At 67.9% G+C, this 16,764-nt stretch carries 14 protein-coding genes; 13 read left to right on the top strand and 1 reads right to left on the bottom strand.

The window, feature by feature from the left end; translation table 11 throughout:
- Positions 1-16 precede the first annotated feature (16 nt).
- The 3 genes from CY658_RS16635 (at position 17) to CY658_RS16625 (ending at position 3,379) form a co-directional block, all read left to right on the top strand.
- Positions 17-937 carry a tyrosine recombinase XerC gene (locus CY658_RS16635; protein WP_101491213.1) on the top strand — a complete coding sequence of 307 codons (921 nt, stop codon included), beginning with the start codon at positions 17-19 and terminating at the stop codon, positions 935-937.
- A 70-nt stretch (positions 938-1,007) separates the two neighbouring features.
- Positions 1,008-2,222, top strand: coding sequence for a class I SAM-dependent rRNA methyltransferase (locus tag CY658_RS16630; protein WP_101491212.1), 1,215 nt, complete (start codon positions 1,008-1,010; stop codon positions 2,220-2,222).
- A gap of 101 nt (positions 2,223-2,323) precedes the next feature.
- The gene (locus tag CY658_RS16625; RefSeq protein ID WP_099795064.1) at positions 2,324-3,379 is read left to right on the top strand and encodes a CobW family GTP-binding protein; all 1,056 of its coding nucleotides are present in this window, start codon (positions 2,324-2,326) and stop codon (positions 3,377-3,379) included.
- A gap of 76 nt (positions 3,380-3,455) precedes the next feature.
- Here the strand turns inward: CY658_RS16625 and CY658_RS16620 are convergent, their stop codons facing one another.
- On the bottom strand, positions 3,456-4,991 hold the full coding sequence (locus CY658_RS16620; protein ID WP_257884892.1) for a YdgA family protein: 1,536 nt from the start codon (positions 4,989-4,991) through the stop codon (positions 3,456-3,458).
- A 670-nt stretch (positions 4,992-5,661) separates the two neighbouring features.
- On the opposite strand from CY658_RS16620, the gene dksA reads away from it, so the two are divergent.
- From dksA to CY658_RS16565, 10 genes are all read left to right on the top strand, one after another.
- The gene (dksA, locus tag CY658_RS16610) at positions 5,662-6,327 is read left to right on the top strand and encodes an RNA polymerase-binding protein DksA (protein ID WP_101491210.1); all 666 of its coding nucleotides are present in this window, start codon (positions 5,662-5,664) and stop codon (positions 6,325-6,327) included.
- 48 nt (positions 6,328-6,375) lie between these two features.
- A complete protein-coding gene (locus CY658_RS16605; protein ID WP_101491209.1) occupies positions 6,376-8,034 on the top strand; it encodes an STAS domain-containing protein in 1,659 nt (552 codons plus the stop codon).
- A 104-nt stretch (positions 8,035-8,138) separates the two neighbouring features.
- Positions 8,139-8,684 (top strand): ATP-dependent protease subunit HslV, encoded by a 546-nt coding sequence (gene hslV, locus CY658_RS16600; protein WP_042578379.1) that lies wholly within the window; start codon positions 8,139-8,141, stop codon positions 8,682-8,684.
- A gap of 2 nt (positions 8,685-8,686) precedes the next feature.
- Positions 8,687-10,015, top strand: coding sequence for an ATP-dependent protease ATPase subunit HslU (hslU, locus tag CY658_RS16595; RefSeq protein ID WP_101491208.1), 1,329 nt, complete (start codon positions 8,687-8,689; stop codon positions 10,013-10,015).
- Positions 10,016-10,288: 273 nt separating this feature from the next.
- Positions 10,289-10,717, top strand: a complete 429-nt coding sequence (gene mraZ, locus CY658_RS16590; RefSeq protein WP_056576192.1) for a division/cell wall cluster transcriptional repressor MraZ — start codon at positions 10,289-10,291, stop codon at positions 10,715-10,717.
- A gap of 8 nt (positions 10,718-10,725) precedes the next feature.
- The gene (gene rsmH / locus CY658_RS16585) at positions 10,726-11,649 is read left to right on the top strand and encodes a 16S rRNA (cytosine(1402)-N(4))-methyltransferase RsmH (protein ID WP_101491207.1); all 924 of its coding nucleotides are present in this window, start codon (positions 10,726-10,728) and stop codon (positions 11,647-11,649) included.
- 2 nt (positions 11,650-11,651) lie between these two features.
- Positions 11,652-11,996, top strand: coding sequence for a cell division protein FtsL (gene ftsL / locus CY658_RS16580; protein WP_101491206.1), 345 nt, complete (start codon positions 11,652-11,654; stop codon positions 11,994-11,996).
- Positions 11,993-13,747 (top strand): peptidoglycan D,D-transpeptidase FtsI family protein, encoded by a 1,755-nt coding sequence (locus CY658_RS16575; protein ID WP_101491205.1) that lies wholly within the window; start codon positions 11,993-11,995, stop codon positions 13,745-13,747. The genes ftsL and CY658_RS16575 overlap by 4 nt, the downstream gene beginning before the upstream one ends.
- Before the next feature lies 1 nt (position 13,748).
- A complete protein-coding gene (locus CY658_RS16570) occupies positions 13,749-15,305 on the top strand; it encodes a UDP-N-acetylmuramoyl-L-alanyl-D-glutamate--2,6-diaminopimelate ligase (protein WP_101491204.1) in 1,557 nt (518 codons plus the stop codon).
- Between the two features lie 5 nt (positions 15,306-15,310).
- Positions 15,311-16,759 carry a UDP-N-acetylmuramoyl-tripeptide--D-alanyl-D-alanine ligase gene (locus CY658_RS16565; RefSeq protein WP_101491322.1) on the top strand — a complete coding sequence of 483 codons (1,449 nt, stop codon included), beginning with the start codon at positions 15,311-15,313 and terminating at the stop codon, positions 16,757-16,759.
- The last annotated feature ends 5 nt before the right edge of the window (positions 16,760-16,764 follow it).

Below are 16,764 nucleotides of genomic sequence, written 5' to 3'. Positions count from 1 at the left end.
AGAGCACGACCACACCATGGAATGGATCGACAAATACCTCGAACACGTGCGCGTGGAGCGTCGGCTCGCGCCGCGCACGGTCGAGCTGTATGCGTTCCACCTGCGCGCGCTGACCGACCACGCGGCCGAGGCCAACCTGCCGCTGGACCGCGTGCAGACGGCCCACATCCGCCGCTGGATGGCGCAGCTGCACAGCGCCGGGCGCGAGCCGCGCGGCATTGCGCTGGTGCTGTCGTGCTGGCGCAGCTTCTACCGCTGGCTCGGCCATGAAGGGCTGATCGGCTTCAACCCGGTGCAGGACGTGCACGCGCCCAAGGCGGGCCGGCCGCTGCCGAAGGCGCTGGGCGTGGACGACGCGGTGCGACTGGCCGAGCTGTACGACCCCGAGGCCGACCCCTGGACCGAAGCGCGCGACGGCGCCATCGTCGAAGTGCTCTATGGCTGCGGCCTGCGCGTGAGCGAGCTCACGGGGCTCGACGCACAGGCCAGCGGCACGGCGCGCGGCTGGGTCGATCTCGATGCGATGGAAGCCCACGTGCTCGGCAAGGGCAGCAAGCGGCGCAGCGTGCCCGTGGGCAGCAAGGCGGCCGAGGCGCTGCGCGACTGGCTCGCGGTGCGCGGTGAGCGCCAGGAGCCGGCGCTGTTCGTGAGTGCGCGCGGGGCGCGCATGTCGTCGCAGGCCGTGTGGAAGCTGCTGCGCGAGCGCAGCCTGAAGGCGGGCCTGGCCGCGCCGGTGCATCCGCACATGCTGCGCCACTCGTTCGCGAGCCACGTGCTGCAGTCGAGCAGCGACCTGCGCGCGGTGCAGGAGCTGCTGGGCCATGCCAACATCGCGACCACGCAGGTCTACACGCGGCTGGATTTCCAGCACCTGGCCAAGGTCTACGACGCGGCGCATCCGCGCGCCAAGGCCCGGCCGGACAAGGACGGCAAGTAGCCACCGCCCGTCGCCTGCATCGTTTGTTTTCATTTTTTATTTCTTCTTTCATTCATTCCTCCGTTCTGCCATGAAAACCCTTCGCCTCAAGCCGGGCAAGGAGCGCTCGCTCCAACGCCGCCATCCCTGGGTCTTCGAATCCGCCATTGCGCGCGGCGGCGCGGACTCGGGGGAAACAGTGCGGGTGGAGTCGCACGACGGCAACTTCCTCGCGTGGGCGGCCTTCGGCCCCACGTCCAAGATCCGGGCACGGGCCTGGAGCTTTGATGAGAAGCAGCGCATCGACGCTGCTTTTTTTTCCACGGTCTGCGCGCGCGCGGTGCATGCGCGCGGCCTGTTCGACCTGCAGAGCGACGGCATGCGGCTGGTGCACGGCGAGGCCGACGGCCTGCCGGGGCTGATCGTCGATCGCTACGGCGACACGCTGGTGGCGCAGTTTTTGTCGGCCGGCGTGGAGCGCTGGAAAGACGTGCTGGCCGATGCGCTGCTCGAGGCCACGGGCCTGACCAAGCTGTATGAACGCTCCGACGCCAGCGGCCGTGAGCGCGAAGGCCTGAAGCCCGTCACGGGCTGGCTGCGCGGCGAGGGCGAGACCCAGATCACCATCCGCGAGCACGGCTGGCAGCTGTCGCTCGACATCGCCACGGGCCACAAGACCGGCTTCTACCTCGACCAGCGCGACAGCCGCCAGCGCTTTGCCGAACTGGCGCAGCACCGGCGCTTTCGGCGCGTGCTCAACTGTTTTTGCTACACGGGTGGCTTCACCGTGGCGGCGCTTGCGGGCCTGAAGGCAGCCGGGGCGCTCGAGGGCGCCTCGCTGGTGTCGGTCGATTCGTCCAAGCCCGCGCTCGACCGGGCCCGCGCGCACCTGGCGCTGAACGGCTTCGAAGGGCAGGGCATTGCCACGGAGTTTCTCGATGCCAACGTGAACACGGTGCTGCGCGAGTTCATCGACCAGGGCCGCACCTTCGACGCCATCGTGCTCGACCCGCCGAAGTTCGCGCCGACGGTGCTGCATGCCGAGCGCGCCGCGCGCGCCTACAAGGACATCAACCGCCTCGCGCTCAAGCTGCTGGAGCCGGGCGGCGTGCTGCTCACGTTTTCGTGCTCGGGCGGCATCAGCGCCGACCTGTTCCACAAGATCGTGGCCTCGGCCGGGCTCGACGCCGGCGTGGACGGTTACATCGCCGAACGCCTGGGCGCCTCGCCCGACCACCCGATGACCATCGAATTCCCGGAAGGGGAGTACCTGAAGGGGCTGGTGGTGGTCAGAAAGCCGTTGTGAACGGGGGCTTGACCCCATCGGCAACGCAACTCAGTGGCATTGGCTAAACTGCCCGCCAATCCCCCGCCTTTTTCTGTTTTCCGCTTTCGGAGCACTTTTCCATGGCCCTCATCCCCGCGACCATCCTGACCGGCTTTCTCGGCTCGGGCAAAACCACGCTGCTCAAGCGCATCCTGACCGAGGCCCACGGCCAGAAGATCGCGGTCATCGAGAACGAGTTCGGTGAAGAGAACATCGACAGCGACATCCTCGTGACCGAGTCGAAGGAGCAGATCATCCAGATGAGCAACGGCTGCGTCTGCTGCACCATCCGCGAAGACCTGCGCGAGGCGCTGCAGCTGCTGGCCGCCAAGAAGCGCCAGGGCCTGCTCGACTTCGACCGCGTGGTGATCGAGACCACCGGCCTGGCCGACCCCGGCCCGGTGGCGCAGACCTTCTTCATGGACGACGAGATCGCCGAGAGCTACCTGCTCGACTCGATCCTGACGCTGGTCGATGCCAAGCACGCGCCGCAGCAACTGAACGACCGCCAGGAAGCACGCCGCCAGGTGGGCTTTGCCGACCAGATCTTCATCAGCAAGAGCGAGCTGGTGTCGGCCGAAGAGACCGATGCGCTCATCCACCGCCTGAAGCACATGAACCCGCGCGCGCCGCAGCAGAAGGCGCACTTCGGCGACGTGCCGCTGAAGGACATTTTCGATCTGCGCGGCTTCAACCTGAACGCCAAGCTGGACATCGACCCGGACTTCCTGAAGGAAGAAGAGGCGCACGACCACCACGACCATGACCACGCGCATGGCGAGGCGTGCGACCACCCCTCGCACAAGCACGAGGGCCACGGCCACCATCACCACACCGATGACGACGTGAAGAGCTTCGTCTACAAGGCCGACCGGCCTTTCGACCCGGCCAAGCTCGAAGACTTTTTGGGCGCCATCGTGAACATCTACGGCCCGCGCATGCTGCGCTACAAGGGCGTGCTGAACATGAAGGGCACCGAGCGCAAGGTGATCTTCCAGGGCGTGCACCAGCTCATGGGCAGCGACCTGGGCCCGGAGTGGGGCAAGGACGAAGCGCGCCAGAGCCGCATGGTGTTCATCGGCATCGAACTGCCACGCGAAATCCTGGAGCAGGGGCTGGAGCAGTGCCTGGTCTGAGCACGCTCGCCTGAGAGGAATAAAAAAACGGCGCTGACCGCGAGGTCAGCGCCGTTTTTCATGGGGCAGGAATTGGTTACTTGCCGAAATTCCCCACCGGCTTGCCGATGAGCTTGAGTTGGCCCTCGCTGAATTCGACCTGGCTCACCACGTCGTCGCCCGCGCGCTTCACGTAGCCGCTCTGCTCGGCCTGTTCGATCAGGCCCGCGACCATTTCAGGCGGCGGCGTCTGGCCGCTCTCGGCGCCGGTTTCGGCCAGCTTCTCGATCCACTTCACGGGCACGCGCGCGTTGGCCTTGAGCACGCCGCGCTGGAGCAGCAGCGTGTTGCCGGGCAGCTTCAGGTCTTCGTCGGTCACGCCGGCGAGGGCCACCGAGTAGCTGATCTCGGCGCTCTGGCCGCCGATCTCGATCAGCATGCGGTCGAGGCCGGCTTCGGGGCTGTGCTTGGCCATGGCCTTGAGGTCGGGTGCGAGCTGCTTGATCAGCGCCTGCATCGCGTCCTTCTGGCCCTTGCTGCGCTGGCCGCAACCGGCACCGTCGGTCGACTGCAGCCAGGCGTCGGCCAGCTTCTTGTAGCCGGCCGCCTGGATGCGGCGTGCGCTGCTGGCGATCTCGAACTTGTCGATGGCGGTCTCGTTGACCTTGCCCTTGCCCTTGAAGGCGCCTTCGGAGGCGTACAGGCCGTCCTTGATGGTGGCTTCGGCAATCAGGTCGACGTTCTGCAGCAGCACCTTGATCGACTTGGCGGGGGCGGCGCCCTCGCCGCCGGGGATCAGGCCCTTGGGCGCGTTCAGCTCGAAGCTGTCGAGGCGGCCTTCGGACTTGCCGGTGGCCAGGAGCCAGCCGGCGCTGCCGTCCATGTCGGCCTTGGCGGTGAACTTGCCCACCTTCACCTGCACGCCCTTGGAGGCGGTGCTGATGTCCATGCCCGGCATGGTCATGTCGTAGCGCAGGCGGGTGCGGGCCGCGTCCATGTCCAGGCGGGCCTGCGCGCCTTGCCAGGCGAACTCGCCCTTGCCTTCTTCGACCAGCTTCGCGGGCGCGACCGTGAGGTCGCTGGTGAAGCCGCCGCCGAAGCCGACCTTGGTGTGCGCGGTCACCGGCTTGGCCTTGCCGAACAGCTTTTCGGCCTCGGCCTGCGCCTTGGCGTCGAGCACGAGTTCGCTGTCGATGACGGCCGCGGCCAGCGTGCCGCCGGCGAACGGGCCGTGGTGGATGGTGTCGCGGAAGGTGATGCGCACGGGCTTGGGCGGCGTGGCCTTGGCGTCGCTGTCGTCTTCGGTGGGTTCTTCTTCGTCGCCTTCGGTCGTGGCCTGCGCGACGTCGGTCGTGTCCGCGGCCGGCGCGGCGGCGGGTGCCGATGCGGCAGGGGCGGTGGCGGCTTCGGCCTCGGCCGGGCAGCCCAGTTCGAGCGTCACGGTGCTCACGGCGCCGAAGAAGTTGCGCTCGTAGCTGCGCTCGATCACGCGCACCAGCGCGGTCTGCTTCGGCAGTTCGCCGAGGGCGACGTCGTAGCTCGATTTGATTTGCGTGCCGGCCCACCAGGTGCTGCCGCCATAGGCAACGACGATGGCCGCGGCCAGGACTCCCAATGCTGTTTTCTTGTTCAAGATTGCTTTCCGATCGGTTGTTTGAACGGCCGTCGCGCTGCCTCCCGCGGCGCGCGGCGTGCCTGCGCCACCCCCTGTGGCGGCGCCGCGCGATGCTACCGGAGCAGGGCAGTGCGGTACCCGATGGCGCTGCGTTTCGAGTTCTCTATACAATCGCGCGCCTGTTCCGGGAGCCATGCTTCGTCCACAGGGGCGAGATATGACTTACGGCACGGGGCGCCAAGGGTTTTTGGCGGGCTTTCGGGGGTATAACCCCGGGGTTCGCCCACCTGCGGACGCCCCCCGACACGTGGAGCCCGCGCGGCCTGACACCCGCAACGACTCCCTTGGGAGGAGACACCCAGTGAAAGCGCGTTCCAGTTCGTACAAGGAGCCAGTCACCGTGAAGAAACCCGCCGTCAAGGCCACGCCAGCCACCAAGCCCGCCGCAAAGAAGGCGCCGGCTGTAAAGGCTGTACCCGCGGCGAAGAAGGTTTCCGCCACCGCTGCTGCCGCCCCTGCCGCGAAAGAGAAAAGCGCTCTCAAAAAGCCTGCGGCAACCCCGGCCAAGACCGGGACCGCGGCTGCCAAGAAGTCCGCCAAGCCCGCAACCAAGTCCGCGGGCACGGCGCCTACGTCATCCCAACCGGTCGGCCGTTCTGCGGCCACCCTTTCTGCTCCCCCGACCCCCATGAAAAAAACGGCTGCCGCCTCTTCTTCCGCCCCGGCGACACCCTCGATCCCCGCTACGCCCGCTCCCGCCGCGCGTGGTGGCCGCGTGTCCCGGCTGTCGCAACTCACCGTGCCCTCGATGCCGCAATCCGTGGCCTCGACCGCCGCCAAGTCCAGCTTCTCGCAGGCGCCTTCCACCGCGCTGGTGCCGCCGCCGCCGCTGGCCGTCAAGAAAGACCCGAAGCTGCTCAACAACTGGAAGACCAAGACGCCCGCCGAGCTGAGCGACGCCGAGGTCATCGCGATGCCCGACGACGAGTACATGAACGACAAGCAGATGGCGTTCTTCCGCCTGAAGCTCGTCGAACTCAAGCGCGGCATCCTCGAGAACGCCGGTGAAACCACCGAGCACCTGCGCGAAGACACCGTGGTCGTGCCCGACCCGGCCGACCGCGCCACCATCGAGGAAGAGCACGCGCTCGAGCTGCGCACGCGCGACCGCGAACGCAAGCTGCTCAAGAAGATCGAGCAGTCGATCCAGCGCATCGACGCCGGCGACTACGGCTACTGCGACGAGACCGGCGAGCCCATCGGTGTCGGCCGCCTGCTGGCCCGCCCGACCGCCACGCTCTCGCTCGAAGCGCAGCAGCGCCGCGAGCTGAAGCAGAAAATGTTCGGGGATTGAGCCGCAGCAAGGTAGAGAGAAATTCGCGCTTTCGATAACCTTCTCTGAATGGCAAAGGAAGAGTCAGGCCGCCTTTTTTCGAAGGTGGCCAAGTTCGTTCGAAATCCCCTGAAAGACTGGTCGGAGCTGGACGCCCCGTCCTCCGACTCGTCGCTGCCCGAGCAGACCTACAGCCGCGAGATGCTGAAGGAAATGATCGAACGGCGCCAGCGCAACGACTTCGTGCGCCGCCGCGAGTTCGACATGCTGCGCAAGCTGCGCCAACGCGAGGCGGCAGCCCACGCTTTTGAAGCGACGGTCACGCCGTCGTCGTTCAACCTCAACAGCACCTCCGAAAAGCCCGAAGGCCGCGCGCTCACGCTCAAGAAGATCGACGAGATCGAAGAGCAGATGTCGCAGCAGTGGTGGAAGGGCCGCGGGCCGAACGGCGAGACGCTGGTCAATCCGCCGCCCGATGCGGGCGCTGAAACGCTGCCGCCGGTCGACAGCGGCGGCGACCAGTTGCCGGCCGAGCCAGGCGCCCCGGCCGTTTCCGCACCCGTGGCCGCTGCGCCAGAGGTTGCTGCCGCAGCCGCCGTCCCCGCGCCCCAGCCGTCCCGGCTCGCGCATGACGGCGCACTCGAAGAAGCGGTGATCCGCTTCGCGCACGGCGACGACACCGGCGCCGAGGCGATCCTGCTGCAGGCGCTGGCCGCCGAGCCGCTGCCCTCCGCCGACGACGGCGCCGCAGCCGCCACGGTGGAGCGCGACGACGCCCGCTGGCGCGCGCTGTTCGACCTGTACCGCGCCATCGGCGACGCCGCCAAGTTCGCAGCTGCCCGCATGCGCTATGCGCAGCGCATGAAGCGCATGGGACCCGACTGGGTCTCGCTCGACGAGCTCGCGCGCAGCGTGAAGGCCGTCACCGCCAGCGAGGACGCCGAGGCGGCCTCCGACACGACCGGTGCCGCCGACTGGGCCAGCCCCGCACACCTGACGCGCGAAGGGCTCATGGCGCTCACGCGCGCGCTCTCGCAGGCCGGCATGGTCTGGACGCTCGACTGGCGCGCGCTCACCGAGATCGATCCGCCGGCCGTCGCGCCGCTGCGCATCCTGTTCACGCACTGGTCCGATTCGCCGGTGCAACTGCGCTTCTTCGGCGTCTCGCAGCTTCTGGCCGTGCTGGCCGCGGCCACGCCCAACAACGAACGCCATCCCGACGACGCCTGGTGGCAGTTGCGCCTCGCGACGCTGCGCATGCTGCACATGCCCGACGACTTCGAGCTGGTGGCGCTCAATTACTGCATCACCTACGAGGTGTCGCCGCCGTCCTGGCAAGACCCGAAGGGCGAGTGCACCTCGCTGGCCGCGCCGCCGCCGAGCCGGCCGAGTTCGGTCTGGTCGCTGCTGTCGGTCGGGGGCGATTCCGAGAGCTTCCCGTCCACCGACAGCGGCTTTGCCGCGCTGGCGGGCGACCTGCGCGGCGATTCACTGTCGTGCTGGCAGCGCCTGGACCACGACCTGCGCCACACGACGGCGCCGGTCATCTCGTGCGCGGCCCTGCTGCGCATGGACCTGGCGGCGGCCGGCACGCTGTTGAGCTGGGTCCGCGAGCGCGATGCGAACGGCGAACGGGTGCAGTTCGTCGATGCGCACCGGCTGATTGCCGCGCTCTTCGGGCTCATCGGCATCACCGACCACGCCACGGTCGCCGTCCGCAAGAACTGACCCCGGCACAGGGGTGTTCGCGGCCTCTGCGCCGCGTTTTTTCCGCCATCAGCTTGTCCGACCGCAGGGGTTGCATTGCCTGGGCCCATCCCCAGATGGCTGCGATGGAACAGTTTCACGGCACCACCATCGTGAGCGTGCGCCGCAAGACCCCCCAAGGCGATCAGGTCGCCATTGGCGGGGACGGGCAGGTCACTCTCGGCAACATCGTCATCAAGGGCACGGCGCGCAAGGTGCGGCGGCTCTATCACGGCAAGGTCCTGGCGGGTTTCGCCGGCGCCACCGCCGATGCCTTCACGCTCTTCGAGCGTTTCGAGGCCAAGCTCGAAAAGCACCAGGGCCACCTGACCCGCGCGGCGGTCGAGCTCACCAAAGATTGGCGCACCGACCGCGTGCTGCGCAAGCTCGAAGCCATGCTGGCTGTGGCCGACGCCACGACCTCGCTCATCATCACCGGCAATGGCGACGTGTTGGAGCCTGAAGACGGCGTGATCGCCATCGGTTCGGGCGGCGCGTACGCCCAGTCGGCGGCCAAGGCGCTGATCGACAACACCGACCTCTCGGCCGAGCAGATCGTGCGCAAATCGCTGGCGATCGCCGGAGAAATCTGCATTTACACGAACATGAACCACACGGTGGAAGCGCTCTGACCATGTCCATGACCCCCCAGGAAATCGTCTCCGAGCTCGACAACCACATCGTCGGCCAGCCCGCCGCCAAGCGCGCCGTGGCCATTGCGCTGCGCAACCGGTGGCGCCGCCAGAAGGTCGACGACACGCTGCGCCACGAGATCACGCCCAAGAACATCCTCATGATCGGCCCGACGGGCGTCGGCAAGACCGAAATCGCGCGCCGCCTGGCCCGCCTGGCCGATGCGCCGTTCATCAAGGTCGAGGCCACCAAGTTCACCGAGGTGGGCTACGTGGGCAAGGACGTCGATTCGATCATTCGCGACCTCGCCGAAATCGCCGTCAAGCAGACGCGCGAATCCGAAAGCGTGAAGGTGCGCGCGCGCGCCGAAGACGCGGCCGAAGAGCGCATCCTCGACGCGTTGCTGCCGCCGGCACGCGGTGCCGATGGCGCTGCGCCCGCACTCGACAGCCCCAACCCGACGCGCCAGGCCTTCCGCAAGAAGCTGCGCGAGCACCAGCTCGACGACAAGGAGATCGAGCTCGACCTCGCTGAGACCCGCGCACCGCTCGAGATCATGGGCCCCGCCGGCATGGAGGAAATGACCGAGCAACTGCGCGGCATGTTCGGCCAGATCGGCGGCGGCAAGCGCAAGACGCGCAAGCTCAAGATCGCCGAGGCGATGCGCCTGCTGATCGACGAAGAAGCCGCCAAACTGGTCAACGAGGACGAGATCCGCACGCAGGCGATCGCCAACGCCGAGCAGAACGGCATCGTCTTCATCGACGAGATCGACAAGGTCGCCACGCGCAGCGAAGCGCAGGGCTCCGACGTCTCGCGCCAGGGTGTGCAGCGCGACCTGCTGCCGCTCGTGGAAGGCACGGCAGTGTCGACCAAGTACGGCGTGGTGCGCACCGACCACATGCTGTTCATCGCAAGCGGCGCCTTCCACCTGAGCAAGCCGAGCGACCTGATCCCCGAGCTGCAGGGGCGCTTTCCGATCCGTGTCGAGCTGCAATCGCTCTCGGTGTCGGACTTCGAGAGCATCCTCACGCAGACCCGCGCGTCGCTCGTGAAGCAGTACCAGGCGCTGCTGGCCACCGAAGGCGTGACGCTCGACTTCACGCCCGACGGCATCACGCGGCTGGCGGCCATCGCTTTCGAGGTGAACGAGCGCACCGAGAACATCGGCGCACGCCGCCTCTCGACCGTCATGGAGCGCCTGCTCGATGAGGTAAGCTTCGACGCCACCCGCATCGAGGGCCAGACGGTCCGCATCGATGCCGCTTACGTCGACGAGCGCCTTGCGGCACTAAGTCACGACGAAGACCTTTCGCGCTTCATCCTCTGAAGCCGCCTCCCTCGGCCCCTGTAACGGGGTCGTCCTTCACGCATCACTTTCACTGCGTGAGCTAAGTACTTCATTTTCAACACAATTCGCCGATTTCCAGGTTTGGAAATCGGCGCTAAGTCGTTGATTCCATTACAAAAAATACCCCAGAGCCCCAGTTGCGTCGCAAGTGTTTCCTGCTACAGTGGAAAAAAGTGCAGTTAAGTGGGAAAAAGTGCGGGCAACGCCCCTTTCGGGTGTCGCGGCACCTCCCACCACAGGGGTTTCGTGGTCGTGTTTCAAGGCGCTTCATCGCTCAGTCTGGATGCCAAGGGGCGGCTCTCCGTGCCGACCCGGCATCGCGACGTCCTGAGCGCCACGGCGGGCGGCCAGCTCACGATCACCAAGCATCCGCACGGATGCCTGATGGTGTTCCCCCGTCCCGAATGGGAAAAATTCCGCGAACGCATTGCTGCGCTGCCGATGTCGGCGCAGTGGTGGAAGCGCGTCTTCCTCGGTAACGCGATGGACGTCGAGATGGACGGCACCGGCCGCGTGCTGGTGTCGCCCGAGCTGCGCGCCGCCACCGGCATCAACCGCGAGACGCTGTTGCTGGGCATGGGCAACCACTTCGAACTCTGGGACAAGGCCACCTACGAGGCCAAGGAGGCCGAGGCCACCCAGGGCGAGATGCCGGATGTGTTTCAGGACTTCGCGTTCTGAGGAGCCCCGTGAACACCCCCCTGACCCATACGACCGTCTTGTTGAACGAGGCGGTGGAAGCACTTCTTTCCGGCAGCGCGGCAGCCACGGGCATGTACGTGGACGCCACCTTCGGCCGCGGAGGGCACGCGCGCGCCATCCTCGCGCGGCTGGCGCCGGAAGGCAGGCTCATCGCATTCGACAAGGATGCAGAAGCAGTGGCCGAAGCAGCGCGCATCTCGGATGCGCGTTTTTCTATCCGCCACCAGGGATTCCGTTCGCTGGGCGAGTTGCCCGACGCCAGCGTCAACGGCCTGCTGATGGACCTGGGCGTGAGTTCGCCGCAAATCGACAACCCGGTGCGCGGCTTCAGTTTTCGTTTCGACGGTCCGCTCGACATGCGCATGGACACCACGCGCGGCGAGAGCGTGGCCGAGTGGCTGGCAACGGCCGAACTTCAACAAATTGCAGAGGTGATCCGTGACTATGGCGAAGAACGGTTTGCTGTTCAGATTGCAAAGGCGATTGTTGCTCGCAGACAAGAACGGGGCGCAATTTCAACCACCACCGAACTGGCCGAGCTCGTGGCTGGCACGGTCAAAACCCGCGAGCAGGGCCAGAACCCTGCAACGCGCACATTTCAGGCTTTTCGGATTTTCATCAACGCCGAGCTTGAGGAGCTGCAACAAGCGCTAGAAGCCAGCCTGTCGGTGCTCGCGCCCGGCGGCCGGCTCGCGGTGATCAGCTTCCATTCGCTCGAAGACCGCATCGTCAAGCAGTTCATCGCCAAGCACTCGAAGGAGGTCTACGACCGCCGTGCGCCCTTCGCTGCGCCCAAGGTGATGAAGCTGCATGCGCTCGAGCGCATCAAGCCGTCCGAAGAAGAAGTGCGCGGCAACCCGCGCTCGCGCAGCGCCATCCTTCGGGTGGCTGAACGCACGGAAGCCGGGTAGCCATGGCGCGGATCAACCTGCTCCTTCTGCTGGCCGTCATTGCGACGGCTTTGTACCTTGTGCACACCCAGTACCAGTCGCGCCAGCTCTACACCGAGTTCGACCGCGCCCAGCAGGAGGCGCGCAAGCTCGAAACCGAGCACGACCGCCTGCAGGTGGAAAAGCGCGCACAGGCCACGCCGCTGCGCGTGGAGAAGCTGGCCAAGGAACAGCTGCAGATGCGCACGGCCTCGCCGGCCATCACGCAGTATGTGCGGCCCGACGGCTCGGTGATTCCGGCCATCGCACCGCTGCCGCCCACCACGCCGCCCAAGCCCGGCGCCGCCACCGCGAGGCCCGCCCGATGAGCCGCGGCAACCGCAGCGTGCGCTACACCACCAGCCCCTTGCTCGCGAGCAAGACGCCGGTGTGGCGCAGCAAGTTCATCGTCGCCGGCATCGCCTTCGGCTTCGTCATGCTGGCGGGCCGTGCCGCGTACGTGCAGGTCTTCAACAACAGCTTCTTCCAGCGCCAGGGCGAAGTGCGCTTTGCGCGCACGCTCGAGCTGCCGGCCAACCGCGGCCGCATCCTCGATCGCAACGGGCTCATCCTGGCCTCCAGCGTGGTGGCGCCCAGCATCTGGGCCATTCCCGAAGACGTGGAGCGCGACGACCCCGAGGTGCGCGCCAAGCTCAAACAGGTGGCCAAGCTGCTCGGCATGCCGCAGAAAGACTTCGACAAGAAGCTCGAAGACGAAGACAAGACCTTCGTCTGGATCAAGCGCCAGGTCGACGAGCCCATCGCCAAGCAGATCGCCGCGCTCAACCTCAAGGGCATCTACCAGCGCAAGGAATACAAGCGCCAGTACCCCGAGGGCGAGGCGGCGGCGCACGTGGTGGGTTTCACCAACGTGGAAGACAACGGCCAGGAAGGCATCGAGCTGGCGTTCAACAAGGAACTGGCCGGCAAGGCCGGTTCGCGCCGCGTCATCAAGGACCGGCTGGGCCGCGTGGTCGAGGGCGTGGGCGAGCAGGTGCCGCCGGTCGAGGGCCGCGACATCCAGCTCAGCGTCGACAGCAAGGTGCAGTTCTTCGCCTACCAGAAGCTGCGCGACGCCGTCACGGCGCGCAAGGCCAAGGCCGGCAGCGTGGTGGTGCTCGACAGCACCACCGGCGAGGTGCTGGCGCTGGCCAACTACCCGAGCTACGTGCCCGACAAGCGCCAGAACCTCACCGGCGAGCAGCTGCGCAACCGCGCGCTCACCGACACCTTCGAGCCCGGCTCGACCATGAAGCCCATCACCGTGGCGATGGCGCTGGAGGCCGGCCGCGTGAAGCCCTCGACCATCATCGATACCGCGCCGGGCCGCTACCAGCTGGGCGGCTTCACCATCAGCGACACCCACAACTACGGGGCGCTGACGGTCGAGGGCGTGATCCAGAAATCGAGCAACGTGGGTGCGCTCAAGATCGCCCAGAAGATGACGCCCCACGAGATGTGGGACACCTACACCGCGCTCGGCTACGGCCAGAAGCCGCAGATCCAGTTTCCCGGCGCCGTGACGGGCCGGCTGCGCCCGTGGAAGACCTGGAAGCCGGTCGAGCAGGCCACCATGGCCTACGGCTACGGCCTGTCGGCGTCGCTGTTCCAGATGGCGCATTCGTACACCTCGTTCGCGCACGACGGCTCGATCATTCCGGTCACCATTTTGAAGAACACCGAGCCGCCGGTCGGCGTGCGCGTGTTCTCGCCGTCCAACGCGCTCGCGGTGCGCAAGATGCTGCAGATGGCCGCCGGCCCGGGCGGCACCGGCACGCGCGCGCAGACGGTCGGCTACTCGGTCGGCGGCAAGTCGGGCACGGCCCACAAGCAGGTCGGCAAGGGCTACGCCAGCAACAAGTACCGCGCCTGGTTCACCGGCATGGCGCCCATCGAGAAGCCGCGCATCATCGTCGCGGTGATGATCGACGAGCCCAGCGACGGCCAGTACTACGGCGGCCTCGCCGCGGCGCCCGTGTTCAGCGAAGTCGTGCAGCAGACGCTGCGCATGATGAACGTCCCGCCCGATCTGGCGGTCAAACCCCTCGTGCAGACGCAAGACGTCCCCGAGAGCTTCTGACATGCTGACACTCACTTCCCCCACCACCGCCGCGTTCTGGCTGAAAGAGCGCGTGCAGGGCGCGTTGCTCGCCGACAGCCGCGCGGTCGGCCCGGGCGATGCCTTCATCGCCTGGCCCGGCGCCGCGACCGACGGCCGCCAGCACGTGGCGGCCGCGCTGGCGCAAGGCGCCGTGGCCTGCCTCGTCGAGCACGAGGGCGTGGACGCCTTCGGCTTCGACGGCGACGAGCGCATCGTGAGCTACCCCGGCCTCAAGGCCGCCACCGGCCCGATCGCCGCCGCCTTCTACGACAACCCCTCGGCGCAGCTCGACCTGCTGGCCGTGACCGGCACCAACGGCAAGACCTCCACCGCGTGGTGGCTGGCCGAATCGCTGTCCACGCTGCGCGCGGCCGGCGGCGTGCGCGCCATGCGCCCCGACGGCACCACCGAGCGCGGCGCCCCGTCGCCCTGCGCCGTGGTCGGCACGTTGGGCATCGGCGTGCCGCCAGCGCTCACCTACACCGGCCTGACCACGCCCGACCCCGTGATGCTGCAGCGCGCGTTGCGCGACTTCGTCACCGACGGCTTCGGCGCCTGCGCCATCGAGGCCTCGTCGATCGGCATCGCCGAGCGCCGCCTCGACGGCTGCCGCATCGCGGTCGCCGTGTTCACCAACTTCACGCAGGACCACCTCGACTACCACGGCAGCATGGACGCCTACTGGCAGGCCAAGGCCGAGCTGTTCCGCTGGCCCGGCCTGCGCGCCGCGGTGATCAACATCGACGACATGCACGGCGCCAGCCTGTGCGCCAACCTGCTCGATGCCGGCATCGGCGCGCTCGACGTCTGGACCGTCTCGGCCGCTGGCAAGCCCGCAAGGCTCATGGCGCGCGACATCGGCTACGACGCCCAGGGCCTGCAGTTCACCGTGGCCGAGCACGGCAGCACGGCGCCTGCCGAGCGGCTGGCCACCGGGCTCATCGGCCAGTACAACGTCGCCAACCTGCTCGGCGTGCTCGGCACCCTGCGCGCGCTGGGCCTCACGCTCGCGCAGGCCGTGGCCGCCTGCGCCAATCTCAGCAGCGTGCCGGGCCGCATGGACCGCGTGCAGCCGACCGACGGTGCGCCGTTGGCCGTGGTCGACTACGCCCACACGCCCGACGCGCTCGACAAGGCACTCGCCGGCCTGCGCCCGCTCGCCAAGCAGCGCGGCGGCGCGCTCTGGTGCGTGTTCGGCTGCGGCGGCAACCGCGACCCGATCAAGCGCCCGCTGATGGCGGCCGTCGCCGAACGCCAGGCCGACCACGTCGTGCTCACCAGCGACAACCCGCGCAACGAGAACCCCGACGCCATCATCAGCCAGGCATTGCGCGGCTTCACGCGCGTCGAGGCGGCCCGCGTGCAGGTCGATCGTGCGCGTGCCATCGCCGAAACCATCGCGCAGGCGGCCCCGCAAGACGTGGTGCTGATCGCCGGCAAGGGCCACGAAGAGTGGCAGGAGATCGCCGGCCAGCGCCTGCCGTTCTCCGACAAGACCCACGCGCTCGACGCGCTCGCGAAGCGGGGTGCCGCATGACCGCCATGGCCACGCCGCTCTCCACGCCGCTCAACCTCACGCTGGCGCAGGCGCAGCAATGGGTGCCGGGTGCGCGCCTCGTGGGCGACCCCGCCACCGTGATCGCGCGCGTCCACACCGACACCCGCACCCTGGCCGCCGGCGACCTGTTCGTCGCGCTCAAGGGCGAACGCTTCGACGCCAACGACTTCCTGGCCGATGCGAAGAAGCAGGGCGCCGTGGCCGCCATTGCGCACGGCGGCCTCGAAGCCGCGGGCCTTGCCGGCCTGGAAGTGCCCGATTCGCTCGTTGCACTCGGTGCACTGGGCGCCGGCTGGCGCGCGCAGTTCAGCCTGCCGTTGATCGCCGTCACCGGCAGCAACGGCAAGACCACGGTCACGCAGATGATCGCGTCCGTGCTCGCCGCCTTCCGCGCCGACCGCGCGCTGGCCACGGCCGGCAACTTCAACAACGAGATCGGCGTGCCGCTCACGCTGATGCGCCTGCGCGCGCAGCACCAGCTGGCGGTGCTCGAACTGGGCATGAACCATCCGGGCGAGATCGCGCGGCTGGCCACCATGTCGCGCCCGACCATCGCCCTGGTCAACAACGCGCAGCGCGAGCACCAGGAGTTCATGGCCAGCGTCGAGGCGGTCGCCATCGAGAACGCCGCCGTGTTCGCGGCGCTGCCCGACGACGGCACGGCCGTGTTCCCCTACGGCGACACCTTCACCTCGCTGTGGACCGACATGGCGCGCCAGAACGGCTCGCGCCGTTGCCTGACCTTCGGTGAGCACGCCGACGCCGACATCTCGCTCGACAGCGCCGAATGGCAGCAGGGCGCCTGGACCGTGCGCGTGCGCACGCCGCTGGGCGCCTTCGACGCGCGCCTGCACATCGCGGGCCGTCACAACGTGGGCAACGCGCTCGCCGCCACCGCCTGCGCGCTGGCCGCCGGCGTGTCGCTCGACACCATCGCCGCGGGCCTGTCGGCCTTCGAGCCGGTCAAGGGCCGCTCCCGGGCCGTCGAGATCGTGCTGCCCGATGGGCACGCGCTCACGCTGGTCGACGACAGCTACAACGCCAACCCCGATTCCGTGATTGCCGCCATCGACGTGCTCACCGGCCTGCCCGCGCCACGCCTGCTGGTGCTCGGCGAAATGGGCGAGGTCGGCGACCGCGCACCCGCGTTCCACGCCGAAGTCGGCGCCTGGGCGCGGCAGCGCGGGCTCGACGCCGTCTACACGCTCGGCGGCGAGACCGTGCACGCGGCCACGGCTTTCAACAACAACGATGACGCTGGCGATGCCGGTGGCCGTCATTTCGACGATTTCGACACGCTCCGCGCGGCCGTGCTCGCCCGCCTGCCGCAGCTGGGCAGCGTGCTGGTCAAGGGTTCGCGCTTCATGAAGATGGAACGCGTGGTGCAGGCGATCGAGGCACAACAACAAAAGGAGGCCGGTCATGACGCATGAGCCGC

It is taken from the genome of Variovorax sp. RO1 (genome assembly GCF_002849325.1).
Lineage (GTDB): Bacteria > Pseudomonadota > Gammaproteobacteria > Burkholderiales > Burkholderiaceae_C > Variovorax.
The sequence above is the reverse complement of the archived record's forward strand: the minus strand, read 5'-3'. Positions and strand labels throughout refer to the sequence as shown.